The sequence below is a fragment of the Stenotrophomonas sp. ZAC14A_NAIMI4_1 genome, assembly GCF_003086915.1.
In the GTDB taxonomy this organism is placed as follows: Bacteria; Pseudomonadota; Gammaproteobacteria; order Xanthomonadales; family Xanthomonadaceae; genus Stenotrophomonas.
In genome coordinates, this window is record NZ_CP026002.1 from 4,384,251 (window position 1) to 4,407,912 (window position 23,662).

28 protein-coding genes and 1 other RNA gene are annotated in these 23,662 nt (G+C 66.8%); 14 read left to right on the forward strand and 15 right to left on the reverse strand.

What is annotated here, in order from left to right; translation table 11 throughout:
* Positions 1 to 14 precede the first annotated feature (14 nt).
* The gene (locus C1926_RS20020) at positions 15 to 2,009 is read right to left on the reverse strand and encodes a bifunctional DedA family/phosphatase PAP2 family protein (protein ID WP_108760420.1); all 1,995 of its coding nucleotides are present in this window, start codon (positions 2,007 to 2,009) and stop codon (positions 15 to 17) included.
* Between the two features lie 85 nt (positions 2,010 to 2,094).
* On the opposite strand from C1926_RS20020, the gene C1926_RS20025 reads away from it, so the two are divergent.
* The 6 genes from C1926_RS20025 to C1926_RS20045 all read left to right on the forward strand — a co-directional run bounded on the left by C1926_RS20025 (position 2,095) and on the right by C1926_RS20045 (position 5,748).
* On the forward strand, positions 2,095 to 2,757 hold the full coding sequence (locus C1926_RS20025; protein ID WP_079223107.1) for a serine/threonine-protein kinase: 663 nt from the start codon (positions 2,095 to 2,097) through the stop codon (positions 2,755 to 2,757).
* Positions 2,754 to 3,260 carry a DUF2867 domain-containing protein gene (locus C1926_RS20030; protein ID WP_108760421.1) on the forward strand — a complete coding sequence of 169 codons (507 nt, stop codon included), beginning with the start codon at positions 2,754 to 2,756 and terminating at the stop codon, positions 3,258 to 3,260. Before C1926_RS20025 ends, C1926_RS20030 begins: the two co-directional genes overlap by 4 nt.
* A gap of 123 nt (positions 3,261 to 3,383) precedes the next feature.
* Complete coding sequence (locus C1926_RS21635; protein WP_159095166.1) at positions 3,384 to 3,869, forward strand: hypothetical protein; 486 nt, start codon at positions 3,384 to 3,386, stop codon at positions 3,867 to 3,869.
* A 384-nt stretch (positions 3,870 to 4,253) separates the two neighbouring features.
* Entirely contained in the window at positions 4,254 to 4,724 is a 471-nt protein-coding gene (locus C1926_RS21640; protein ID WP_159095167.1) for a hypothetical protein, read from the forward strand.
* A gap of 125 nt (positions 4,725 to 4,849) precedes the next feature.
* On the forward strand, positions 4,850 to 5,353 hold the full coding sequence (locus tag C1926_RS20040; protein ID WP_108760422.1) for a hypothetical protein: 504 nt from the start codon (positions 4,850 to 4,852) through the stop codon (positions 5,351 to 5,353).
* A 32-nt stretch (positions 5,354 to 5,385) separates the two neighbouring features.
* Positions 5,386 to 5,748: a DUF4288 domain-containing protein gene (locus tag C1926_RS20045; RefSeq protein WP_108760423.1), complete on the forward strand. Its 363-nt coding sequence runs from the start codon at positions 5,386 to 5,388 to the stop codon at positions 5,746 to 5,748.
* Between the two features lie 95 nt (positions 5,749 to 5,843).
* On the opposite strand, the gene C1926_RS20050 is transcribed toward C1926_RS20045, so the two are convergent.
* Positions 5,844 to 6,530 (reverse strand): hypothetical protein, encoded by a 687-nt coding sequence (locus tag C1926_RS20050; protein WP_108760424.1) that lies wholly within the window; start codon positions 6,528 to 6,530, stop codon positions 5,844 to 5,846.
* An 84-nt stretch (positions 6,531 to 6,614) separates the two neighbouring features.
* On the opposite strand from C1926_RS20050, the gene C1926_RS20055 reads away from it, so the two are divergent.
* The 3 genes from C1926_RS20055 to C1926_RS20065 all read left to right on the forward strand — a co-directional run bounded on the left by C1926_RS20055 (position 6,615) and on the right by C1926_RS20065 (position 9,535).
* Positions 6,615 to 7,457 (forward strand): NAD(P)-dependent oxidoreductase, encoded by an 843-nt coding sequence (locus C1926_RS20055; protein ID WP_079223103.1) that lies wholly within the window; start codon positions 6,615 to 6,617, stop codon positions 7,455 to 7,457.
* A gap of 98 nt (positions 7,458 to 7,555) precedes the next feature.
* Positions 7,556 to 8,551 (forward strand): YiiG family protein, encoded by a 996-nt coding sequence (locus C1926_RS20060; protein WP_254057342.1) that lies wholly within the window; start codon positions 7,556 to 7,558, stop codon positions 8,549 to 8,551.
* A 33-nt stretch (positions 8,552 to 8,584) separates the two neighbouring features.
* Positions 8,585 to 9,535 (forward strand): YiiG family protein, encoded by a 951-nt coding sequence (locus C1926_RS20065; RefSeq protein WP_108760426.1) that lies wholly within the window; start codon positions 8,585 to 8,587, stop codon positions 9,533 to 9,535.
* 119 nt (positions 9,536 to 9,654) lie between these two features.
* On the opposite strand, the gene C1926_RS20070 is transcribed toward C1926_RS20065, so the two are convergent.
* The gene (locus tag C1926_RS20070) at positions 9,655 to 10,527 is read right to left on the reverse strand and encodes an ion transporter (protein WP_108760427.1); all 873 of its coding nucleotides are present in this window, start codon (positions 10,525 to 10,527) and stop codon (positions 9,655 to 9,657) included.
* Between the two features lie 63 nt (positions 10,528 to 10,590).
* On the opposite strand from C1926_RS20070, the gene C1926_RS20075 reads away from it, so the two are divergent.
* Positions 10,591 to 11,817 carry an acetylornithine transaminase gene (locus C1926_RS20075; RefSeq protein ID WP_079223099.1) on the forward strand — a complete coding sequence of 409 codons (1,227 nt, stop codon included), beginning with the start codon at positions 10,591 to 10,593 and terminating at the stop codon, positions 11,815 to 11,817.
* A 132-nt stretch (positions 11,818 to 11,949) separates the two neighbouring features.
* On the opposite strand, the gene C1926_RS20080 is transcribed toward C1926_RS20075, so the two are convergent.
* Positions 11,950 to 12,552, reverse strand: coding sequence for an HAD-IA family hydrolase (locus C1926_RS20080; protein WP_108760428.1), 603 nt, complete (start codon positions 12,550 to 12,552; stop codon positions 11,950 to 11,952).
* A 122-nt stretch (positions 12,553 to 12,674) separates the two neighbouring features.
* On the opposite strand from C1926_RS20080, the gene azu reads away from it, so the two are divergent.
* Positions 12,675 to 13,124, forward strand: coding sequence for an azurin (azu, locus tag C1926_RS20085; protein WP_108760429.1), 450 nt, complete (start codon positions 12,675 to 12,677; stop codon positions 13,122 to 13,124).
* Between the two features lie 118 nt (positions 13,125 to 13,242).
* Here the strand turns inward: azu and hemL are convergent, their stop codons facing one another.
* Both hemL and thiE read right to left on the reverse strand, forming a co-directional pair.
* Entirely contained in the window at positions 13,243 to 14,532 is a 1,290-nt protein-coding gene (hemL, locus tag C1926_RS20090) for a glutamate-1-semialdehyde 2,1-aminomutase (RefSeq protein WP_108760430.1), read from the reverse strand.
* 16 nt (positions 14,533 to 14,548) lie between these two features.
* Positions 14,549 to 15,175, reverse strand: coding sequence for a thiamine phosphate synthase (thiE, locus tag C1926_RS20095; RefSeq protein WP_108760431.1), 627 nt, complete (start codon positions 15,173 to 15,175; stop codon positions 14,549 to 14,551).
* A gap of 34 nt (positions 15,176 to 15,209) precedes the next feature.
* Between thiE and C1926_RS20100 the strand changes: the two genes are divergently transcribed.
* A complete protein-coding gene (locus tag C1926_RS20100) occupies positions 15,210 to 15,434 on the forward strand; it encodes a rubredoxin (protein ID WP_079223092.1) in 225 nt (74 codons plus the stop codon).
* A gap of 34 nt (positions 15,435 to 15,468) precedes the next feature.
* Here C1926_RS20100 and C1926_RS20105 read toward each other — a convergent pair whose 3' ends face one another.
* The 8 genes from C1926_RS20105 to C1926_RS20140 all read right to left on the reverse strand — a co-directional run bounded on the left by C1926_RS20105 (position 15,469) and on the right by C1926_RS20140 (position 19,522).
* Positions 15,469 to 16,314 (reverse strand): SirB1 family protein, encoded by an 846-nt coding sequence (locus C1926_RS20105; RefSeq protein WP_108760432.1) that lies wholly within the window; start codon positions 16,312 to 16,314, stop codon positions 15,469 to 15,471.
* A 124-nt stretch (positions 16,315 to 16,438) separates the two neighbouring features.
* Positions 16,439 to 16,882, reverse strand: a complete 444-nt coding sequence (locus C1926_RS20110; RefSeq protein WP_108760433.1) for a DUF192 domain-containing protein — start codon at positions 16,880 to 16,882, stop codon at positions 16,439 to 16,441.
* A gap of 19 nt (positions 16,883 to 16,901) precedes the next feature.
* Entirely contained in the window at positions 16,902 to 17,549 is a 648-nt protein-coding gene (gene rpiA / locus C1926_RS20115) for a ribose-5-phosphate isomerase RpiA (protein ID WP_079223087.1), read from the reverse strand.
* 22 nt (positions 17,550 to 17,571) lie between these two features.
* On the reverse strand, positions 17,572 to 18,051 hold the full coding sequence (locus tag C1926_RS20120; protein WP_079223085.1) for an EVE domain-containing protein: 480 nt from the start codon (positions 18,049 to 18,051) through the stop codon (positions 17,572 to 17,574).
* On the reverse strand, positions 18,048 to 18,641 hold the full coding sequence (locus C1926_RS20125; RefSeq protein ID WP_108760434.1) for a 5-formyltetrahydrofolate cyclo-ligase: 594 nt from the start codon (positions 18,639 to 18,641) through the stop codon (positions 18,048 to 18,050). Before C1926_RS20125 ends, C1926_RS20120 begins: the two co-directional genes overlap by 4 nt.
* An 83-nt stretch (positions 18,642 to 18,724) precedes the next feature.
* Positions 18,725 to 18,910, reverse strand: a non-coding RNA gene (gene ssrS / locus C1926_RS20130) — 6S RNA.
* 97 nt (positions 18,911 to 19,007) lie between these two features.
* Complete coding sequence (locus C1926_RS20135; protein ID WP_108747297.1) at positions 19,008 to 19,304, reverse strand: cell division protein ZapA; 297 nt, start codon at positions 19,302 to 19,304, stop codon at positions 19,008 to 19,010.
* Entirely contained in the window at positions 19,301 to 19,522 is a 222-nt protein-coding gene (locus tag C1926_RS20140; RefSeq protein ID WP_079223080.1) for a TIGR02449 family protein, read from the reverse strand. The genes C1926_RS20135 and C1926_RS20140 overlap by 4 nt, the downstream gene beginning before the upstream one ends.
* Positions 19,523 to 19,673: 151 nt before the next feature.
* Between C1926_RS20140 and C1926_RS20145 the strand changes: the two genes are divergently transcribed.
* Positions 19,674 to 20,222: a UPF0149 family protein gene (locus tag C1926_RS20145; RefSeq protein ID WP_079223078.1), complete on the forward strand. Its 549-nt coding sequence runs from the start codon at positions 19,674 to 19,676 to the stop codon at positions 20,220 to 20,222.
* A 5-nt stretch (positions 20,223 to 20,227) separates the two neighbouring features.
* Positions 20,228 to 21,550 carry an aminopeptidase P N-terminal domain-containing protein gene (locus C1926_RS20150; RefSeq protein ID WP_108760770.1) on the forward strand — a complete coding sequence of 441 codons (1,323 nt, stop codon included), beginning with the start codon at positions 20,228 to 20,230 and terminating at the stop codon, positions 21,548 to 21,550.
* A gap of 714 nt (positions 21,551 to 22,264) precedes the next feature.
* Here C1926_RS20150 and pepQ read toward each other — a convergent pair.
* Positions 22,265 to 23,596 carry a Xaa-Pro dipeptidase gene (pepQ, locus tag C1926_RS20155; protein WP_108760435.1) on the reverse strand — a complete coding sequence of 444 codons (1,332 nt, stop codon included), beginning with the start codon at positions 23,594 to 23,596 and terminating at the stop codon, positions 22,265 to 22,267.
* Between the last annotated feature and the right edge of the window lie 66 nt (positions 23,597 to 23,662).

Consider the following 23,662-nt stretch of genomic DNA (forward strand, 5'->3'; position numbering starts at 1 on the left):
GCCCGGCGGATCCATCACGGCTGCGTCTTCAACCGCAGCACCGGCAACCCGGTCTCGGCATGCACGTCCTCGTGCTGCGGCATGCCCTGCACGGCGTCCTTCACCGCATTGAACGCGGGGTCGATGCCACGCACCGGATGCCACATCCCGATCCACTCGAAGTGGCGCTCGTAGCGCAGGGTCTGCGCACTGCCCAGCCACAGCGGCACGTCGCCCGGCTGCAGCTGGCCCGGTGCCTGCCACAGGCGCAGCACGTAACGCTCATCCGGCCTTGCCCCCTGGCGCACCATCAGCAGGGCTTCCACGCGCGTTTCCAGCGTGGCCGGCAGCACCGGCAGTTCGTCGGCGCCGGTGTTCTTGTCCAGCATCAGCAGCGCTTCTTCCCAGCCGGCCTGCGCCTGCACGGTCCAGCCGCGCGCCTGCAGCTGTGCCTGCAGCGGCGCCAGCGGGCCGGCCACCTGCACATCCAACGGCCAGCGCTGGTCATCGTCGAACTCGTTGCGGCGCGCCGGCAGCTTGGCCCAGTCATGCTGCCACCAGGCCTGCATGTCGATCGCAGTGGGTGCCGGCAGGGTCGGTTCGAAGCGTTCCAGCTTCACCGGGATGTTGCGCGGCGCGTACCACATCGCCGCGACCGCGAAGACGCCGTAGAACAGCCACGCCACCGGCTTCACCCAGAACGAGCGGTTGAAGCGGCGGCGGTAGGCGATGCCCAGCACCAGCAGCCAGAACGTGCCGAACAGCATCCCGCCGATGACGTCGCTCAGCCAGTGCGCGCCCAGGTAAAGGCGCGAGAAGCCGATCAGGCTGACCACGATGCCCGAGACGAGGTACGGCCAGACGCGGGTACGGCCGGGCATCTCGCGGGCGATCAGCACGGCGAAGAAGCCGAAGGTGATGGTGGCCATGGTCACCGACACCGAGGGGAAGCCGAAGCCGCTGCTGGCATCGACCGGGCGCACCACGTCCACGGTGGTGCCCAGCAGCTTGGTCAGTGCCAGGCCGAAGGCCAGTGCGGCCAGCCAGTGCGCGGCGGCCATCCAGCGCCGGCGCCACACCAGGTAGCCCATGGCCGCGGCGGTGGCCGGCATCAGCACCTGCCAAGCGCCGAGCGAGGCCAGGGCCGCCATCGGGTAGTCGGCCAGCGGGTTGCGCAGGGCCAGCATGGCCTGGTGCACCAGCAGGTCGATGGCCAGCGGTTCGCCGTGGGCGACCACCACGGTCAGCAGCGCGAACCAGCCCCAGCCCAGCAACAGCAGCATCAGCGCCAGCATCGCCAGCGGTACCGATTCACGGCGCTTGGGGTCGAGCACGCCCACCGTGTAGCGGCCCAGCGTGGGGTGGCGGTTGGACCAGTCCAGCAGGCGCGCCAGCCAGTGGTCCATGCGCGCGGCCGACCAGCGGTAGCCGTACAGCACGATGGCCCAGACCAGGCCGAGGATGACCATCAGCAGGCCGACCACCACCACCAGGCGTCCAGCAACAGCGGCAACCGCGTCATACGCCTCGCCCAGGATCCAGCCCGGGGCCAGGAACAGCACCGCCCAGGACAGGCTGGCGATGCCGCTGGCCTGCACGTAGCGGCTGGCCGGCATCTTCAGCATGCCGGCGATGGCCGGCACGAACGGCCGGATGGCGCCGACATAGCGCGCGATCAGGATGCTCTTGAAGGCGTTGCGGCGGAACAGGTTCTCGCCGCGGTCCAGCAGCTGCGGGTAGCGGCTGAACGGCCAGACCCCACGCAGGCGGTCGCCCCAGCGGCGGCCGATCCAATAGCTGATGCCATCACCGGCAAACGCACCCAGCGCTGCCGCCGCCACCGCATACGGCCCGGAGATCTGCCCCAGGCCGATGAACACGCCCACTGCGAACAGCAGGGGCAGCGCCGGCACGATGGCACCGAGAATGATGACCGCATCGCAGAAGGCGATCAGAAAAATAACCGCGCCCGCGAGTACGGGATGGGCGGCAATCCACGCGAGGGTGGCGTCGATCCATGAAGAGTCCATTGCCCGATTATAGAGGCGTGAAGGTGACTGGTTCCCAGCGGCTTGGTGACCGTTTGCAACCAGCGCCATCGCCTAGAATGGGCGCATGCCGCACTCGACCGACGCTCCAACGCATGCCCTGAAGGCCGACAGCTTCGGCCGCATCCTGCTCGTGCAGGGGCCGCAGGGCCCCTTCGTGCGCCGCGACCTGGGCGCAACGCCGCTGTGGCTGCGCGTGCCGGCGTGGTGGCTGGCCCGCCGCGAAGCACGCGCGCTGCGGCATATCCACGGCATGGCCGACGTGCCGCAGCTGCTGGACTGGGATGGCCGCCACCTCGACCGCAGCTTCATGGCCGGCGATGCCATGTACCAGCGCCCGCCGCGGGGTGATCTCGCCTGGTTCCGTGCTGCGCGCCGGCTGCTCCAGCAACTGCACCGGCGGGGTGTGGCCCACAACGACCTGGCCAAGGAGGCCAACTGGCTGGTGACCGAGGACGGCCGCCCGGCGCTGATCGACTTCCAGCTGGCGGTGATCGGCCACCCGCGCTCGCGCTGGATGCGCCTGCTCGCCCGCGAAGACCTGCGCCACCTGCTCAAGCACAAGCGCATGTACTGCCGCGAGTCGCTCACCCCGGTGGAGAAGCGCGTGCTCAAGCGCACCTCGTGGGTGCGCGAGCTGTGGTTCGCCACTGGCAAGCCGGTCTATCGCTTCGTCACCCGCCGCATCCTGCATTGGGAAGACAACGAAGGGCAGGGGCCGAAGCCGTGAGTCCATCGCAGGTGGTGACCGCGCCGCCGAGCGTGGGCAGCGTGCTGCGCGCGCAGCTGCCTGGTGCCGGCTTCGTGCACGCCTGCCAGGCTCGCACCCGGCGCGATGGCCGCAGCGCGCTGCAGGCCTACCGCGATATGGCCGCGACCATCCCCGGCTGGTTCGATGGCCTGATGGCGCTGCGCAACCGCGGCATGCGCCTGCTCGGCATGAAGGACCTGGGCTCGTTGCGCGCGGTGCAGGACACCGTCGCGCCGAGAGCGGGGCAGCGTCTGGGCATCTTCACCCTGCAGTCGCTGGATGAGGATGCCATCGTGCTGGAAGACAACGACCGCCACCTGCGCGTGCAGCTTGCGCTGCAGTGGCAGGGCGACGTGCTGGAAGTGGCCACCGTGGTGCATACCCACAACGCGTTTGGCCGGGTCTACATGCTGCCGGTGGCGCCGGTGCATCGATGGATCGTGCCGCATCTGCTGCGCAGGCAGGTGCAGGCTTACGACTGAAAACGGGATGTGTTGCGAAGCGTCGAGCCGCCCCGCATGGTGCGGGTGCGCATGCGGACGCAAGGGGACGGCGTGAATCAAATCATATTCTGGCAGGGCCGCGCGGCCCAGGAGGGGTAGGGGGTGTCAGTCCGTGCAAAGCAGAAGTGGGACATCGGAAGCGTCTTTCTGCTTCCGCTTGAGGATGGCGATTCGTGTGTTGGCCAAATGATCGGGCGTGAGGCGCACGTTCTGAATAGTGCGGTGATTGCGCTGTTTGATTTCAAAGGTGCCTGGGCCGATGGAAATATTCCTTCGCTGGGATTGGATGGCTTGTTTTCGGCACTTTTTGTAACCCGCGACCTGCTGGATTCAGGTCGTTGGAAGGTGATCGATGTTCGTGACGCTGGTGGCGTGGTCGAAGCGGCCCCCTATGAGACGCTGCGCAGGAGCGGATTCATCGGCGCCAAAGTTCGAGGCTCGGGTATCGTGGAAGCGTTTGTAAATGCCTTCTACGGTCTTGCGCCTTGGGATGATTGGTATGTGCCGGACTATCTTGATGCCTTTTTGATTTCGGCTAGCAAGAAACCGACTGATCATCTTGTGTACTCGGGAAGGCACGCTGTATAGATGAAGGGGGTGCCTGTGCATCGATGGCTGGATGACTCATCAAGGAAGATCGCGTGAGGGGGGCGTCTGGTTCATGGCTGTTCTGCTGTGCGGAGTGTTGATTGCCTGCAAGGGCAGCATGCACGGCAACGTCGCTGTCCCGTATCCTGACCGCTGCGCCCATCGCCGGAATCCGCAAGCTGATATCCGTCGCAGCAGATCATGACGCCGGAGACGGCGGGCTGCCCTCGGGCGTTGAGCTCACCTACTCGGTCGTGGCCGTGGACACGCTGGACCAAGTGCAGCGTCTTCCCCGCGGCGATGCCATCGAGGTTCTGTACCAGGAATAGAGTCGGGCAAGGCGGAGACGCGCTGTAAAAAATTCAACGCCGGATGAGGTGATCCATGCTGGTTGGTTTGAAAAAGATCCATAGGCTGCTCCCAATGGTCCTTCTGTTGGGGGCCGTTGAGTCGACTGCGCAGGTTGCCGCTGAAGGTGGAGGGCGGTGTCAGGATCTGACAGGTGCGTACGAGGGAGTTCAGTACTGCCAGATTCCGATCCATGCGCTCCTCGCCAACTCGGTCGATTACAGAAACAGGAACGTTGCAGTGTTTGGTTATCTTCTTCATGGAGAGGAAGGTGGGGATGTCCTTGGGCCGTCAGCCGATGCTCTCCGTCGCATTGATTTCATCGCATGTGCGGCGGTGGACCTTGATGGTGTGAGATATGAGGATTCTTCGGACGTGCTCGAGCCGGGAATATACTTTGCAATGGTGCAGGGGGTTTACGTTGATGGGGCGGTGAATGGCGCTTGCGTAGGGTCCATTGAACGACCGATCATTTCGAGAGTATCGAAAGTTGAAGAGGCGGATTGAGTGGTGTTGCGCATCCAGGGAGTGGGCAAGCCTCCATGCTCGGTAGCTTGCCCGATGGTTGATGTTCGGGTGAGTCGCGTTTGCCGGTCAGCGCAGGCATTGATGCCGCCGGAAAGGTGGGGGCGATGATTGATTCTGATGAGTCGGCTGATGTTGCGAAAACGCTTGCCTGGTACAGGAGCAGTTTCTTCGAAGGCTGTGAAGAGGGCTTTGTTGCGGACTTCATGGTTTTCTGTTGGCAGACCCTTGATCCAGGGAATGTCGCAGCCACGGATCTGCGCGGCGATCTTTTCGACGCCTGCGCTGGGCAGCTCCGCGAACTTCTGCAGTCGGTTGAAGAAACCTGCGGGCCGTGGAGTGCGCCTGCCTTCTGGAAGCGCTACATCGAGTGGGCTGACTACGCGACCCTGTTCAGCATCGAAGATCAAAGGGAATTCGCGCAGCATGATCCCGGCTATATCGAGCCCGCGTTCTCCGTGTTCGCGTTCACCGGCGGGCAGGAGATGCGGGCAGAGGCGATGACCGTGCTCGCCGGTTGTGCGGCCTCCAGCACCATGCGGGCATCGTATGTGAGGTCCGTCATCGAAAGCCGCCTTCGCATCGAAGCATTTGCGGCCCGCACGCGTTGATTTCAGCAGCATGCAATTGATCGAGGTGATGTATGTGGTACTGCGCGCACGCCATCTTCTACTACGAATGCGAGGGGCAGGAATCGTTCCTGGTGCATGAGAACGTCTACCTGATCCGCGCGGACAGCGACGAGCAGGCGCTGGCGGATGCAACGGCTCTGGCCTCCGAGTATGAGGATCTGAGCGGCCGCCTGATGGGTGAAGACGGTAGACCGTCCCTCTATCGATTCGCCGGAATCCGCAAGCTGATATCAGTAGAGACTGACGAGCACACTGCTGAGGGACGCCTGCACTCCGGTGTGGAAGTAACGTACTCGGTCATGGCCGTGGACACGCTGGACCAAGTGCAGCGTCTTGCCGGCGGTGATGCCCTCGACGTTCTGTACCAGGAATAGACCAAGGCCGCCGGGCATGGCCCGGCGCTACCTCAAGGGCACGCTCCGGTTCGGTAGCGCCGGGCCATGCCCGGCGGGCACGCAACGTTCCGGTATCACGGCGCCGCCGGCACCACCTGCTGGCCGATGAAATTGCGCTTGCCATCGAAGTCATAGCCGATCTGCAGCTGGCCGACATCCGGGCAGGCATGGCAGTCGCGCAGCGGCGTGCGGTACAGCAGGCGGATGCCGCCGCCATCAAGCGGTGCAGTACCGGCCGCCTGTGCGGGTGCGAACGGCGTGGCCTGCGGATGCGCGGCCAGCACCGCCTGCACGCCCGGATCGGCGCGCAGGGTGTCGTCCAGCTGCACCGCGTCGACATCGATGCGCTTGCCAGCGGCATCCACCAGTCGCGTGCCTTCGTTGGTGTTGGCGCGGAACGGGTATTCCACCGTAGCCACGCCCAGGCCATCGTGTTCATGCCAGGCCGTCACGTAGGCCAGCTCGCCGCCGGTGGACAGCTGCTCGGCAGCGGCGACGGCATCGGCGCTCGCACCGGCGGACTTCATCGTTTCAGCCAGGCACGCGCGCGTGGCGTTGTTCTCGCCCTGGCGGCACGCATTGAGGTCGCCATCCCAGACCACCGACTCGCTCCAGCGCAGTGAACCATCGGCCGCCTTGTTGGCGGCAGGCGCATCGCCCGTGGCGGGTTCGGTGCCGGGTTCAGGCGAACGGCCCTGGCAGGCGGTGAGCAGGGCCAGGCCCAGGCCCAGGGCAGGCAGCAGCAGGCGGGAACGGCGCATGGCGTATACCTCGTGCGTGTGACCGGGGCGCCAGTATCGTCAACGCGCGGTGAACTCCGCGTCGGCGCGGCATACTAGCGGTTCATGGCATACGCTGGAGTGTGGAACGTGGGCAGTCTGCAGGGCAAAACCCTTTTCATCACCGGTGCCTCGCGTGGCATCGGCCTGGCCATCGCACTGCGCGCGGCGCGCGACGGCGCCAACGTGGCCATCGCCGCGAAGTCGTCGGTGCCCAACCCGAAGCTGCCGGGCACCATCCACAGCGCCGCCGAAGCGGTGACCGCGGCCGGTGGCCAGGGCCTCGCGCTGAAGTGCGACATCCGCGAAGAGGACCAGGTGAAGGCTGCCGTGGCTGCCACGGTGGATACCTTCGGTGGCATCGACATCCTCATCAACAACGCCAGCGCGATCTGGCTGCGCGGCGCGCTGGATACGCCGATGAAGCGGTTCGACCTGATGCAGCAGGTCAATTCGCGCGGCAGTTTCCTGTGCGCGCAGGCCTGCCTGCCGTACCTGCTGCAGGCGCCCAACCCGCACATCCTCACCCTGGCCCCGCCGCCCAGCCTGGAACCAAAGTGGTGGGGCCCGCATACCGGCTACACGCTGGCCAAGATGGGCATGAGCTTCGTTACCCTCGGCCTGGCCGCTGAATTCGGCCCGCAGGGCGTGGCGGTCAATGCGCTGTGGCCGCGCACCGTCATCGCCACCGATGCGATCAACATGATCCCCGGCGTGGATGCGGCCGGCTGCCGCACGCCGCAGATCATGGCCGACGCCGCACACGCGGTGCTGGTGCGCGAGGCCGCCGGTTTCCACGGCCGCTTCCTCATTGATGACGAAGTGCTGGCCGAAGCTGGCGTGACCGATCTGTCCGCTTACGCCGTGGACGCGTCGCGGCCGCTGCTGCCGGACCTGTTCCTGGATTGATCGGCGGCGAGTGCTTCTGAGGCAGTGGTCAAGGATGGCCACGGCCAAGGTTGGGTAGAATGTGCGACTGGAACCGTTTTCAACAAGGACGTACCCCTATGCGACCGATGCTCCGCGCGGCCACCCTGGCTGCTTCGCTCTCCCTCGCCCTGGCTGCCTGTGGTGGCAAGCCTGCAGCCCCGGCCGATGCCGCCGCCAACGCCGGCAAGGGCGACACGGCGGCCGCCGACACCGGGGCCGACAGCGACCAGGCCCTGATGGGCAAGCTCAACGGCTACATCGAGTGCTACAACGATGTGGACCGCAAGATCCACGCGGGCATCGGCCCGTACACGGTCTGGATGAAGGACCCCGAGGCCGGCCCGACCGGTCGCGAGGAGCGCCCGATCGGTCCGCCGGACCTGACCGCCGGTGACCTCAAGCTCTGCGACAAGGCGCTGCCCGAAGCCATCGCCGCGCAGCCGTCGCTGCCCGAGCTGGACAAGGCTGCGCAGGGCTACCTGGATGCACTGCATGCACTGCAGCCGATCACCCACGAAGCGGCCGACTACTACCAGCGCGACGACTACGAAGACGATGGCTTCGCGCGCGGAAAGGCGCTGCACGCGCCGTTGATGTCTGCATTCGGCACCTTCGTAGAGGCCAGCGGTGTGTTCAGCGATGCGCTGGATGTCGCGAACGACCGCCTGCAGGACTCCCAGCTGGCCAAGGTGGAAGCGCAGGAAGGCCGTACCCGCAACTTCTATCGCCTGGCCATCATGCGCGATGCCAAGGCGCTGATGGACCTGATGGCCGAAGACAGCTTCGACGTGATCGAGGCGCGCCGGCGCCTGGATGCATTCAATGCGATCTCCGACGAGGCCCACGCCAAGGTGGCTGAGCAGGAGCCGGGCAAGCTGGACTGGAACAGCTTCGAGCGCACCGCCGAGAATTTCCGCCGCGAGAGCAAGGAGCGCCTCAAGCGCGTCGCGGAGAAGACCCCGTACAGCGATATCGAGCGGCGCATGCTGGACACCACCATGGCACCGCATGGCTCGCCGGGTAAGCTGATGCAGGAATACAACTCACTGGTATTCCAGAGCAACCGCCAATAAGGCGGTGCTCTTTTTTTTCTGCAAGGAACTGATGTGAACGCTTCTGTACGTGTACTGCCGGTGCTGCTGCTCGGCGCCGTGGCCGGCCTGGCCGGCTGCAACAACTCCACCGGCCTGTCGCTGGCTGATCCCAGCCTGGCCAAGGTCAATGCCTACATCGAGTGCTACAACGGTGTGGAGCAGCCCATTCACGAGGGCTTCGAGACCTACACCGGCTGGATCAAGGATGTCGAGGCCGGCCCGACCGGCAAGGAAGCGCAGCCGCGCTCGCCGGGCAAGGTGCTTTCGCACCGGGTGGAGTACTGCGGCCAGCCGCTGACCGACGCCCTGGCGATGGCACCGGCGACGCCGATGGATGCGTCGGTGCGCGACTATCAGCAGGCATTCCAGGCCTTGTACGCGAAGATCGAGCAGGCCGATGGCTACTTCACCCGCGAGGAGTTCCGTCGCGATGGTGGCGAAGGCATGCGCAGCCAGCATGCACCGCTGATGCAGGCCTATGCGGCGTTCTTCAAGGCCAGCGACGCACTGGACGTGGCGCTGGAAAAGAACGAGGAAGACCGCCGTGCCGCGCAGTTGAAGCAGATCGAAAAGAGCGAAGGCCGCTCGATGGCCTATTACCACCTGCGCATGGTGGGCGAAGGCAAGCAGCTTGCGGTGGCCTTCCAGGATGAGAAGCCGGACGTCGCCGCGCTGCGCACGCGCCTGGCGGATTACGAGGCGCTGGTGAAGGAAATGCAGGCCGCCGGCATCGGCAAGGACGACCCGATGTGGGGCCATGTGCAGCGCTCGGCCGAGATGCTGATCCGCAAGGCCGGCCGTGGCATCGAACGCATCGAGCAGGGCAAGCCGATCAGCGCCGAAGGCCTGGCCGCCGAGCGCAAGGCCTCCGGCAGCTGGCTCACCTCCGCCCCGGAAGGCGCGCAGTCGGACATCCTGGATGCGTACAACGACCTGGTGACCACCAGCAACCGCATGCGCTGACGGGTGCATCCACGCATGGCGTGGATCTACTGACTCTGGTGGGTGCGGACCGTTGGTCCGCACTGTGCAGGTTCTCATCCACGCATGGCGTGGATCTACTGGCTCAGGATGGCGTGGATCTACGTGTTGAAGGTGTCCGGCAGGGCACTGCCGCACCTGCGGCAATGGCGCGCGTCGGGTTCGTGGCCTTCCAGCCCGCAGTGTGGGCAGCCTCGCGCATCCCGGCGCGCCGCCATGTCGGCCTCGCGCATGGTGCTGGCCAGCTCGGCGGTGTAGATGCCGGTGGGCACGGCGATGATGCTGTAGCCGATCAGGATCAGCACCGAGGTGACGAAGCGGCCCAGCACGGTCTGCGGCACGATGTCGCCGAAGCCGACCGTGGCCATGGTCACCACCGCCCAGTACATGCTGGCCGGGATGTTGCTGAACCCATGCGCCGGGCCCTCGATGATGTACATCAGGGTGCCGGCGATGATCGTGATGGTGATGACCGTGAACAGGAACAGCAGGATCTTGCGCCGGCTGCGCCACAGCGACTGCAGCAGGACGCCGCTTTCCTCGATGTAGCGGGTCAGCTTGAGGATGCGGAACACCCGCAGCATGCGCAGTGCGCGCACCACCAGCAGGCTCTGCGCGCCGGGGATGAACAGCGACAGATAGGCGGGCAGGATCGACAGCAGGTCGATGATGCCCCAGATGCTGACCGCGTAGCGCAGCGGCCGCTTCACCACCGCCAGCCGCAGCAGGTACTCGATCGTGAACAGGGCGGTGAAGCCCCATTCGATGACGTACAGCCAGTCCGACCACGCCACGTGCAGGTGCTGCACGCTGTCGATCATCACCACCAGGATGCTGGCGATGATGGCCACCACCAGGATCAGGTCGAAATTGCGGGACGGCCGGGTGTCGTGGCGGTAGATGATGTCGAACCAGGTCCGGCGCCAGCCGGAAGCGGTGGCGGGGTTCAGCTGGGGGGCGGAAAACGGGCGCATCCGCACATTGTGCCGCAGGGGCTGGGGGGCGAGAATGGGGGTTCCTGAACCCACTCCACTGCCATGACCGCCGCTACCGATCCGTTGATCTCCCTGTCGCACTACTACCTGCCGGTGTACAAGCCCCGCCAGGTGGTGCTGGAGCGAGGCCAGGGCGCCCGCGTGTGGGACAGCCAGGGCCGCGAGTTCATCGACCTGGCCGCCGGCATTGCCGTGTGTGGCCTGGGCCATAACGACCCGGACCTGGTGGCCGCGCTGGTCGAGCAGGCCGGCAAGCTGTGGCACACCAGCAACGTGTTCTACAGCGCGCCGCCGCTGCACCTGGCCGAGGAACTGGTGCAGGCCAGCCGCTTCGCCGAGCGTGTGTTCCTGTGCAATTCCGGCGCCGAAGCCAACGAAGTGGCGATCAAGATGGTCCGCAAGTGGGCCTCCAGCAAGGGTCGCCCGGCCGACAAGCGCGTCATCATCACCTTCCGCGGCAGCTTCCACGGCCGCACCATGGGCGCGGTGACCGCCACCGCCCAGCCGAAGTACCAGGAAGGCTACGAGCCGCTGCCCGGTGGTTTCCGCTACATCGACTTCAACGATGAAGTGCAGCTGGAAACCGCGATGGCCGCCGGCGACGTGGCCGCGGTCATGCTCGAGCCGGTGCAGGGCGAGGGCGGCGTGATGCCGGCCAAGTCCGGCTTCCTCAAGCGCGTGCGCGAGCTGTGCGACCAGCACGATGCCCTGCTGGTGCTGGACGAGATCCAGGCCGGCATGGGACGCACCGGCACCCTGTTCGCGCACTGGCAGGACGACGTGGTGCCGGACATGGTCACCCTGGCCAAGGCACTGGGCGGTGGCTTCCCGATCGGCGCGATGCTGGCCGGCCCGAAGGTGGCCGAAACCATGCAGTTCGGCGCCCACGGCACCACCTTCGGTGGCAACCCGCTGGCCGCTGCCGTGGCCCGCGTGGCCCTGCGCAAGCTGGCCTCGCCGGAGATCGCCGCCAACGTCAGCCGCCAGTCGAAGGCGCTGCGCGATGGCTTTGCCCGCATCAGTGAAGAGTTCGGCGTGTTCAGTGGCGTGCGAGGCCGTGGCCTGATGCTGGGCGCGGTGCTGAGCCCGGCCTTCGCCGGCCAGGCCGGTGCCATCCTCGACCATGCCGCCGACCAGGGCCTGCTGACCCTGCAGGCCGGCCCGGACGTGCTGCGCTTCGTGCCGTCGCTGAACATCACCGACGAAGAAGTGGCCGAAGGCCTCAAGCGCCTGCACGCCGCAATCGCCGCGTTCGTCGCCGCACGTTGATCCTGACGCTGGGGTCGGATCCCTCTCCTGCGGAGAGGGCTCTGACCCCGATGCTGCCGAACCCCTGTAGAGCCGAGCCCATGCTCGGCTCATCGCGATGCCAGGCAACAGCAGCCGAGCATGGGCTCGGCTCTACAGGATCGCGTAGCGCTTCAGTACCTTGCCCAGCCCGCGCCCGTCGCGCACCGTTTCCGCGTGAAGGCCGGCAGCGCGTGCGCCGCGCACGTTGGCGAACAGATCATCGACGAACAGGGTGCGTGCAGGCGCCACCTGCAGCACGTCCAGCACGCGCTGGAACACCGCCGGCTGCGGTTTGCGCAGGCCGAAGTCGGCACTGCAGAACACCCGGCCGTGCAGTGCGGGGAACAGCGCCGGCAACAGGCTGGGCAGTGCCTGCACCATCAGCGCACCGTTGTTGGTCAGCACCGCCAGCGGCACCTGCAGGTGTTCCAGACGTTGCAGCACCGCATCCTGCGGGTGACTGGCGGCCTGGCGCGCGGCAATCCACGTGCGTGCATCCACCGTGCGCCCCAGTTGTTGGCCCAGGCGTGCAAGATAGGCGGTGGCATCGAGCGCGCCACTGTCATGCGCCGTTTCCAGCCCGCTTTCATACAGTGCTGCCTGTACCGACGCGGCCGGCACATCCAGCGCCTGCGCCAGGTGCAGCACGCGCTGCGCGCGCTGGTACTGCACCAGCACGCCGTCCACATCCAGCAGCAACAGGTCGATCCGCATGGCCTGAGCATGCCATTGCCGCAGATGCGCGAACACCCTGCCGCGTGCGTGCGACAGACGGTCGCAGACGATGGCGGGTGGCCCTGCCTAGAATGGCCGGTGAACCAGAAGGAGACGCAACGATGAAGGCTTGGATGGTGGCAGTGGGACTGGGCGCGGTGATGCTGGCGCCGTCGGCGACGGCGCGCGTGTGCGCGGTGAGCATCGACAGCACCGACCAGATGAGCTTCAGCACGCGCCAGATCAAGGTGGCCGCCGACTGCAGCGAAGTGGACCTGACCCTGCGCCACACCGGCAAGCTGGCCGCCACGGCGATGGGCCACAACTGGGTGCTGACCCGCACCGCCGACTACCAGCCGGTGGCGATGGCCGGCATGCGCATGACCCTGGCCGACAGCTACCTGCCCAAGGCCGACAAGCGCGTGCTGGCGCACACCAAGGTGATCGGCGGCGGCGAAACCACGCGCGTGCGTTTCTCCACCAAGGGCCTGCAGAAGGGCGGCGATTACACCTTCTTCTGCTCGTTCCCCGGCCACTTCGCGATGATGAAGGGCAGCTTCGTCTTCGGTTGATGCCGTTGGTAGAGTCGAGCCATGCTCGACTGCACGCGTGCCAACCAAGGTTGGCATCTACCAATGCAATGCCTGGCCACGGCCATGCCCACCAAGGTTGGCATGGCCGGGCGTGGGCTCAGCCCTTGGCAGCCTTGAACGCCACGCGGGCAGCGGCCAGGGTGGTATCGATCACCGCGTCGTCGTGCGCGCTGGACATGAAGCCGGCCTCGTAGGCCGACGGTGCCAGGAACACGCCCTGTTCCAGCATCGCGTGGAAGAAGCGGTTGAACGCCGGAATGTCGCAGGCGGTGGCCTGCGCATAGGTCTCCACCTTTTCACTGGTGAAGAACAGCCCGAACATCGCGCCTACGCAGGTGGTGGTCACGGCCACGCCCGCTTCGGCGGCGGCCGCTTCCAGGCCTGCGCACAGGCGCGCGGTGCGCTCGGCCAGGTCAGCGTGGAAGCCCGGCTGCGACACCAGTTCCAGCATCGCCAGGCCCGCAGCCATCGCCACCGGATTGCCGCTCAGCGTGCCGGCCTGGTAGATCGGGCCGGCCGGGGCGATCTGCTGCATCAGGTCGCGGCGGCCACCGTAGGCGCCCACCGGCATGCCGCCGCCGATGATCTTGCCAAAGGTGCTCAGGTCCGGGGTGACGCCGTAGTGCGCCTGCGCACCGCCGAGGGCCACGCGGAAACCGGTCATCACTTCGTCGAAGATCAGCAGCGCACCATGCTGGGTGCACAGGTCGCGCAGGTGCTGCAGGTAGCCCTCGCGCGGCGGGATGCAGTTGGCGTTGCCCACCACCGGTTCGATGATGAGGCCGGCGATGTCGCTGCCCTGCTGTTCGAACAGCGCGGTAGCGGCGTCGAAGTCGTTGTAGGGCAGGGTCAGGGTCAGTTCGCTCAGGCCGGCCGGTACGCCCGGCGAGGTCGGCACGCCCAGGGTCAGCATGCCGCTGCCGGCCTTGACCAGGAACGAGTCGCCGTGGCCGTGGTAGCAGCCTTCGAACTTGACGATGCGGTTGCGGCCGGTGGCGCCACGGGCCAGGCGGATGGCCGACAGCGTGGCCTCGGTACCGGAGTTGACCATGCGCACCATCTCGCAGGACGGCACCAGGCGGGTGATGGTCTCGGCCATGGTCACTTCGGCCGCACAGGGCGCGCCGAAGGACAGGCCGCTGTCGATGGCCTTCTTCACCGCCTGGCGCACGGCCGGGTGGTTGTGGCCGACGATCATCGGGCCCCAGGAACCGACGTAGTCGATGTAGCGGTTGCCGTCGACGTCATGCAGGTAGGCGCCATCGGCGCGCTCGACGAAGAACGGTTCGCCGCCGACGGACTTGAACGCGCGCACCGGTGAATTGACGCCACCGGGCAGCAGCTGCTGGGCGCGGGAGAACAGGGCGTGGGACTGGTCGTGGTTCATGGGGCTTTCCTGGGCGTTACGCGAACTGGGCGAGGAAGGCGCGCTGGGTCGCGACCGGGTCCTGTGCGGCGTAGATGCCGCTGACCACGGCCACCAGGTCGGCGCCGGCATCGATGATGGGACCGACATTGTCCGGCGTCAGGCCACCGATCGCCACCCGCGGCACACCCAGTGCGGCGCTTTGCCGCAGCAGGTCGGTGTGGGCGCGGCTGCTGGTGACCTTGGTGGTGGTGGGGAAGAAGGCGCCGAAGGCCACGTAGCTGGCACCGGCGGCCACGGCCTTTTCGGCATTGGCCAGCTGGTCGTAGCAGGACGCGCCGATGATGGCGGCCGGGCCGAGCAGGGCACGCGCGCTGGGGATATCGCTGTCGGTGCCGCCCAGGTGCACGCCGGCCGCGCCCACGGCCCGGGCCAGCGCCGGGTCGTCGTTGATGATGAGCGGCACGCCCTGGGCGGCGCACAGCGCCTGCAGGGCGGTGGCTTGCTCCCGCCGCAGCGCATCGCTGGCGGTCTTGTTGCGGTACTGCAGCCAGGTAGCACCGGCGGCCAGCAGCGGCGCCGTGCGCGCCAGCAGGCGTGCGGTATCGGGTTCATCCGGGGTGATCAGGTAGACGCCGCGGGGCGCCGGGGAAGCAGAAGTCATTGATGGCTACCGGTGAGTGGGCCGCGATGGGACAATGGCAGCCCGTGAATCCAGCCCTGATTATCCGATGACCGACGCCACCCCCACCACCTTGCGTACCTGGATGTGCGTGGTCTGCGGCTTCATCTACCGCGAAGCGGACGGTCTGCCGGAAGAAGGCATCGCCCCGGGCACGCGCTGGGAGGACATTCCCGAGACGTGGACCTGCCCGGACTGCGGGGTGACCAAGGACGACTTCGAGATGGTCGAGATCGATTGATCGAGGGCCGCCGGGCATGGCCCGGCGCTACCGGTCAATGCAAGCGCGGCATCGGCCCACCCAGGTCGATCAGCTTCTCGCGCAGCCACTGCGCATCGCTGGCCTCGGGGTTGCGGCGCAGGTACTGGCCAAGGTCGTGGCGGGCACCGGCCACATAATCCAGCTGCAGGTACGCCAGGCCACGGTCGCGCAGGGCGTCGTCCTGTTCCGGGGCCAGCTTCAGCAGGCGGTCGGCACTGCGCGCGGCGCGGTCCCACTCGCTGGCTTCGGCATACACGCCGTGCAGGTTGCGCAGCATGCGGATGAGGATCGCGCGCGTCGGTGCAGGGTCAAGGATCTGCGCCAGCACCTGGTCGTCCGGGGCCTGCCCGCCGAGGTGTGACTTGGCCCGCTCGCGCAGCTCGTCCACGTCCAGCGGGCGGCCGCCGTTGAACGGGTCCATCACCAGCACGCCGTCGTCCACCGGCAGGCGCACCAGGAAATGGCCGGGGAAGGACACGCCATCCAGCGGAATGCCCAGGCGCCGGGCGACTTCCATCTGCACCAGGGCCAGCGAAATGGGGTTGCCCAGGCGCCGCTCGAACACCTGGTTGAGGTAGCTGTTGCGCGGGTCGTAGTACTCCTGGTGGTCGCCGCTGTAGCCCAGTTCGTCGAACAGGTGGCGATTGACCGCGGCCATCTTCAGCGGCCAGCGCTCGATGGTGTCCACTTCCGCACGCAGGTGGTCGACATGGCTCTGCACCAGCGCGTCGTACACGCCGGGTTGCAGGTCGGGGTATTCATCGCGCGCGATCAGCAACGCGGTCGGCAACAGTGGCAGCGCCTCGTCATCGACGTCGGCCAGTGCGTCCCAGTCGGGGAGTGTGATCCGGTCCTGCATGGCCACAGACTGGAGGCAATTGCAGGCGGTTTCAAGCGGTGTGGCGTGAAAAGAACCTGCCATGAAAAACGGGGTCAGAGCCCTTTCGCGCGCGAAAGGGATCCGACCCCGGATTCCGGTGGCCTTATTTGTCGATGCCCGGGCCGAAGGTCAGCGGGGTGCCGTCCTGCAGCTTCAACTTCTCGGCCTGCCCGGCGTTGAGCTCCAGCACGTACCGCGCCGGGCCGCCGCTGGGGTAGGGCGGGCACATGTCGCCGGCCGAGCACGGCGGCACGTCGCGCTGCTGGCTGACCAGCTTGCGCTCGCTGTCGAAGTACAGGATGTCCAGCGCGATCTTGGTGTTCTTCATCCAGTACGCCTGCATTTCCTCGCGGTCGTGGATGAACAGCATGCCGTGGTCGGCCTGCATCTGGTCGCGGAACATCAGCCCGCGGGCGCGGGTTTCGTCATTGGTGGCCAGCTCGACCTGGTAGCGGGCGCCATCCAGTTCCACCCAGTGGCGGGCGGCATCGGTGGCACAGCCGGTCAGGGCCAGCAGGGGGAGGATCAGCAGCGAGCGTAGCGACATGTCAGCATCCTTCCGTAAATCAGAGCACGACCGGCGGTTCGCCGCCGACGATCACCACATCGGCGCGACGGCGGGCGAACAGGCCGACGCAGACCACGCCCGGCAGCTGGTTGAGCTCGCGCTCCAGCTTTTCCGGATCGGTGATCTCCAGGTTGTGGATGTCCAGGATCTGGTTGCCGTTGTCGGTCACCACGCCCTCGCGCCAGGTCGGCTGGCCGCCGGTCATGTCGCGGATCTGGCGGGCCACCAGGCTGCGTGCCATCGGGATCACTTCCACCGGCAGCGGGAACCTGCCCAGCACCGGCACCTGCTTGCTCGGGTCGACGATGCAGACGAAGCGCTCGCTGGCCTCGGCGATGATCTTCTCGCGGGTCAGCGCGGCACCGCCGCCCTTGATCAGGCACTTGTTGGCATCGCACTCATCGGCGCCGTCCACGTACAGCGACAGGGTGCCGGCATGGTTCAGCTCGATCACCTCGATGCCGTGCTGCTTCAGGCGCGCGGTGCTCTGCTCGGAACTGGACACCGCGCCCTTGATGCGGTGCTGGATGCGGGCCAGGGCATCGATGAAATAGGCAACGGTGGAACCGGTGCCGACACCGACGATCATGCCGTCCTGGACGTATTCGATGGCTTTCTCGGCGGCCAGGCGCTTGGCTTCGGACATGGGAGGACTCTCAGGCAGGGAATCAGGATTTTTTTTCGAGCGACAGCAGCAGCTTCCACTGCGCGGCCGTTACCGGGAACACCGACAGGCGGTTGCCCTTGGCAACCAGCGGGAAGCCCTCGCCGAGTTCGTCGGCGTGCAGCTTGATCTCGTCCAGCGCGATCACCTGCTTCAGCTTGCGCTCGAAGCCCACGTCCACCAGCATCCAGCGCGGATTCTCGCGCGTGCTCTTGGGATCGTGGTAATCGGATGCCGGGTCGAACTGGGTGTCGTCCGGGTAGGCCGCGCTGGCCACCGTGGCCAGGCCGACGATGCCCGGCACCTTGGTATTGGAGTGGTAGAACAGGATGCCGTCGCCGACCTGCATGCCATCGCGCATGAAGTTGCGCGCCTGGTAGTTGCGCACCCCGTTCCAGGGCTCGACCTTCACCTTGGCCAGGTCATCGATGGAAAAAGCGTCCGGTTCGGACTTCATCAGCCAATAGCGCTTGCGGGCGGTCATGCGTTCACGGGGGCAGCGGAGGGGAACAGGGTGCCGTCTTCGGTGCAGATCGCATCCACCGGCACGTCCCACGACGCCACCGGCAAGGACTCGACCTGCTGCACCGCGAATGCAGCACCGACCAGCCAGGGCGGCGCCGGCCGGTCGTGGCGGAAGGCGAAGCTGCGATCATACCAGCCGCCCCCCATGCCCAGCCGCCGGCACTGGTGGTCGAAGCCCACCAGCGGGGTCACCACCAGCGCCATCTGCGCCGGTTCCAGGGTGTCTGCCAGCGCCACGTCGGGTTCGGGGATACCGTAACGGTTGCTGGTCAGCGGTTGGCCGGGGCGCCACGGTGCGAAGCGCAGCACCTCGCCGGCCAGCACCGGCAGGCAGTAGGTGAGGCCTTCGGGCAACTGCAGTTGCCAGCGGTGCAGGGCGATCTCGCCATCCAGCGCCCAGTAGCCGGCCACCGGGCCGGTGCGAGGGGCGAAGGGCAGGGCAAGCAGGGCATCGGCCAGCGATTCGGCGGCGGCGATGCGCGCGGGCGCGGAAAGATCGCGGCGGCGTTGCCGCAGGTCGTGGCGCAGGGCCTGGCGCGGGTCGGTCATGGCAGCGTGCGGCGGGAAACAGCCGCCATTGTGCCGTAAAGAACAAGGGCGACGCCCGAAGACGCCGCCCTTGCTGGAATATTGCATTCTCCGCAATGTCGATGCATGCGAAACGACCTTGAACCCGGGGGCTCAAGTGGGAACGCTGGAGAACCATCGGGCTTCCCGCTACAAGGCGGACCTGCACTCCCGGCGCTGTCGCGCTCCCGGTGTCGTTCTTAAGGGACAAGGCGAATGTTTGCACATGCCGTCGAGTACCGCAGAGAACGCGTGGCCATTATAGCCAGCATGCGCGATCTGGATATGCCGTTCGTCGGCAACAGTACGTGCCAATTCAGTTATGAAAAGGCGCGATGCACGCTCTTCTCACGTGCTGCTGTCGATCGCCCGGTCCAGGCGCCGGTTCAGATCGGCCAGGGTCTGCTGCAGGGCCACGGCCTGGCGGGCATTCTCATCCCGCAGCTGCTGCAGCTCGTGGGCCAGGTTGAGTGCGGCCAGCACCGCCACCCGGTCGACCGCGGCCATGCGGTTGCTGCCGCGGATCTCGCGCATGCGCGCATCGAGCAGGCGCGCGGCGGCCATCAGGCTGTCGCGTTCATCGCCACCCACGCCCACCGTGTATTCACGATCGAGGATGCGGACACTGACCGGTTCGGCGCTCATGTGTGCTGCTCCAGGGATTTGAGCCGGCTGATCATCGCTTCCACCCGCGAGCGTGCCTGCTCGTTCTTGGCCAGCAGCGTCGAGCGCTCGGCCACCAGCTGTTCCTGCTGGTGGCGCAGGCTGCGGTTCTCCTCGGCCAGGCGCTGGTTGCGTTCGAGCAACGCTTCCACGCGGGCGGCGAAGGCCTGCAACTGGGCAAGGGGATCGGCGGGTTCCATGCCGCACGATAGGCAAGCCGGGCAAGGGCGGTCAAGCGTTGCCGCAGCAGGGCCGGACCGCCACGAGGAGGAGCCGGTTGGGTTGCTACACTAGCGGGCTCACGGGCGCGCGCGTGCGCGCCCCGGGTTTCCCTTACGAACGAGCCGCACGATGACCGAACTTCCCTCCGTCGACGACGTTTCCCGCGCCAGCCAGGAACTGGGCCTGGGCGCCACCGCTGCCGAGCTGCATGGCGGCCTGTGCGGCTGGCTGGCGGCCGGCGGCGCCCCCGGCAATGACTGGCCGGCACGCGTGCTGGCCGACGACAACCTGGCCCCGGTGGCTGACGGCAGTGCGCTGGCGCAGCTGCTGGAAGCCACCATCAAGCAGCTGGAAGACCGCGACTTCGCCTTCGAACTGCTGCTGACCGACAACGACGACGTGGCCGCGCAGGCCGACGCGATGTTTGCCTGGACCCGCAGCTTCCTCGGTGGCTTCGGCCTGGGCAGCGGCGGCCGCCGCCCGACCCTGTCCGAAGAGGGCGAGGAAGCGCTGACCGACATGGCCAGCCTGGCCCGTGCCTCCAGCGAGGATTTCGAGGCCGGTGGCGAGGACGACGACGAAGCCCTGTCCGAGATCGAGGAGTTCATCCGCGTGGCGGTGCTGCTGCTGCACGGTGACGTGGTGCTGGCCGCGCGCCACCGCCAGCGCCTGAACTGATGGACATCAAGCAGCGCACCGGCATCGCGGCCGGCGAGTACAAGCGTCGCCGCCGCCAGTTGATGGAGATGGCCGGCGATGACGCGATCCTGGTGCTGCCGGCCGCATCGGAGAAGGTGCGCAGCCTGGATACGCATTACCCGTACCGCCAGGATTCGGATTTCCAGTACCTCAGCGGCTTTCCTGAGCCGGAAGCGGTGCTGGTGCTGATTCCCGGCCGTCGCCACGGTGAGGTGATCCTGTTCTGCCGCGAGCGCGATGCCGAACGCGAGGCCTGGGACGGCGGTCGCGCCGGCCAGGAAGGCGCGGTGGCGCAGTACGGCATGGACGATGCCTACCCGATCGACGATCTGGACGACATCCTGCCGGGCCTGCTGGAAGGGCGGTCGCGTGTCTATTACCACTTCGGCCGCGATGCGGATTTCGACCTGAAGCTGATCGGCTGGGTCAACCGCGTGCGTTCGCAGGTGCGCCACGGCGCGCAACCGCCGCATGAGTTCCTGGAACTGGGCCACCTGCTGCACGAACAGCGCCTGTTCAAATCCGGTGCGGAAGTGGCGCTGATGCACCACGCGGCGCAGATCAGCGTGCGTGCGCACCTGGCAGCAATGCGCGCGGCGAAGGCGGGCATCCACGAGTACGAACTGCAGGCCGAACTGGAGCGCGTGTTCCGCGCCAACGACGCCGTGCCGGCCTACTGCAGCATCGTGGGCGCCGGCCGCAACGGCTGCATCCTGCATTACCGCGACAACAACGCACGGTCGCGCGATGGCGAGCTGGTGCTGATCGATGCCGGTGCCGAGTACCGCGGCTACGCCAGCGACATCACCCGGACGTTCCCGGTGAACGGTCGTTTCAGTGCCGAGCAGCGCGCGCTGCACGATCTGGTGGGTGAAGCACAGGCGGCGGCGCTGGCCCAGGCCAAGCCGGGCGTGGCCTACGAGACCGGCCACCTGGCGGCGGTGCAGACCCTGACCGAGGGCCTGCTGCGGCTGGGACTGCTGAAGGGTACGCTGGAGAAGAACCTGTCCGAGGGCCTGTACCAGCGCTTCTACCGGCACAAGACCGGGCATTGGATCGGGCTGGACGTGCATGACGTGGGCGACTACCGCCTGGCCGGTGATTCGCGCCTGCTGGAACCGGGCATGGTGTTCACCATCGAGCCGGGGCTGTACGTCGGCGCCGACGACACGACGGTGGAGCCGCGCTGGCGCGGTATCGGCATCCGCACCGAGGACGACGTGCTGATTACCGATGACGGCCATCGCGTGCTGACCGAAGGTCTGGCGCGTAGTGCCGACGAGATTGAAGCGGTGATGGCGGGTTGAGGGTTTGTTTGCAGGGCTTGCAGCCCTGCACCTGCTGCAATCAACTTCAACTTCAACTTCAACGCCAAAAGCGGGCATTCCGTGGGATGGCGGGGCGGTGTGGGTGGTCAGGACACGCCGTAAACCCATCCATGGGGGCTCGTAGACGCCATCCATGGCGCCTGCGGTCCTGCCCACCCACACCGCCCCACCCCCGACAGTTGGCCGGTGGCTGTTGGTGGGTGCCGACCGTTGGTCGGCACATCTGTCAGATATCGAATGAATCATCCACGCATGGCGTGGATCTACTGGCACGCGCGGCTGTTGGTGGGTGCCGACCGTTGGTCGGCACATCTGTCAGGTATCGAATGAATCATCCACGCATGGCGTGGATCTACTGGCACGCGCGGCTGTTGGTGGGTGCCGACCGTGGGTCGGCACATCTGTCAGATATCGAGTGAAACATCCACGCATGGCGTGGATCTACTGGTAGGTGTCGACCTTGGTCGACACAGAGCGAGCGCAGCGAGCGACCCGCTCTTGATCTTCTTTTTCCTTTTCCGTGGTTGGACGCGCACGGAAACTGTCAGAGGCGGGGCGGGGTGGGTTCGCGGGGGTGTCCGCGGCATGGATGCCGCGGCCAAGCCCCCAGGGATGGGTTCACGGCGTCCCCCGCGAACCCATCCCGCCCCGCCAAGCGCGGCATTTTGAATTCATCGCCCATCCACGAGGGGCTCAGCCGTTGGCTGCAGCAAACTCCGGGCGCGTCAGGTTGTCCGCTTCGCCCTCGGTGCACAGCACCTCGTCCTCGATGCGGATGCCGCCGTACGGGCGGAAGAAATCCACGCGGTCCCAGTTGATCGCATCGCCATGGCCGGCGGCCTTCACTTCGTCCAGCAGCATGTCGATGAAGTACAGGCCCGGTTCGATCGTCACCACCATGCCCGGTTCCAGCACGCGGGTCAGGCGCAGGTAGGGGTGGCCGGCCGGGCGCTCGATGCGGCCGCCTTCTTCACTGGCCGCGAAACCGGCCACGTCGTGCACCTGCAGGCCGATCAGGTGGCCGATGCCGTGCGGGAAGAACGCGGCGCTGACGCCGGTCTCCAGCGCGGTCTGCGGCGATACCTTGATGACGCCGAAATCCTTCAGCACGCCCATCAGCGAAAGATGCGCGTCCACGTGCAGCTGCTTGTAGTCGAAGCCGGCACGCACCGCCGCGCACATCTGCTGCTGGGCCGCGTCCACCGCGTCGATCATCGCGGCAAACTCGTCGTGGCCCTTGGCCGCATAGGTGCGGGTGATGTCGCTGGCGTAGCCATGCGCACTGGCGCCGGCATCGATCAGGAAGCTGCGCAGCGGCTGCGGCGCCGTGCGGCCCAGCTCGGTGTAGTGCAGCACGGCGGCGTGTTCGTTCAGCGCAACGATGTTGCCGTACGGCAGTTCATTGGCATCCTGGCCCACGGCCTGGCAGTAGGCCATGTGGATGTTGAATTCGTCGGCACCATTGCGGAACGCGGCTTCGGCAGCACGATGGCCGCGTACGCCCAGCACCTGCGCCTGGCGCATCAGCGCGATTTCATACGGCGTCTTGCAGGCGCGGTGCCATTCCAGGTAGTTCACCACCGGCGCCGGGTTGTTCGGCACGTAAGTCCCCAGCGCGCTCTGCGGCTCGCCCAGGATCGCGCAGCGCGCCGGATCGGCCGGCAGCAGGGCCAGCGCGTCTTCCGGCTTGCGGATGATGTGGATGTCGAAGTGCTCCACCCACCAGCCGCTGGGCGCGTCCGGCACCACGTGCCAGTAGTCGAACGGCTGGTGGAAGATCACCGCCGGGCGCTTGCCCGGGGTGAACACCACCCAGCTGTTGGGCACGCGGGTGAGCGGCAGCCACGCCTTGAACTGCGGGTTCACCGCGTACGGGTAGTCACGATCGTCGAACACCTGGTAGTGCAGGGTGCCGCTGGGCACCACCAGGTGGTCGAAGCCGCCGCGTGCCAGCGCCTGTTCGGCGCGTCGGCACAGCACGGCCAGGTGGTCGGAATACAGGGCGCCAGGGTCTTGCTGGATCATTGCGGTGGCTCGACACGGAAAACGGCCCTAGATTCTGCCGCATACCGCAGAAAACCGCTGTGCAGG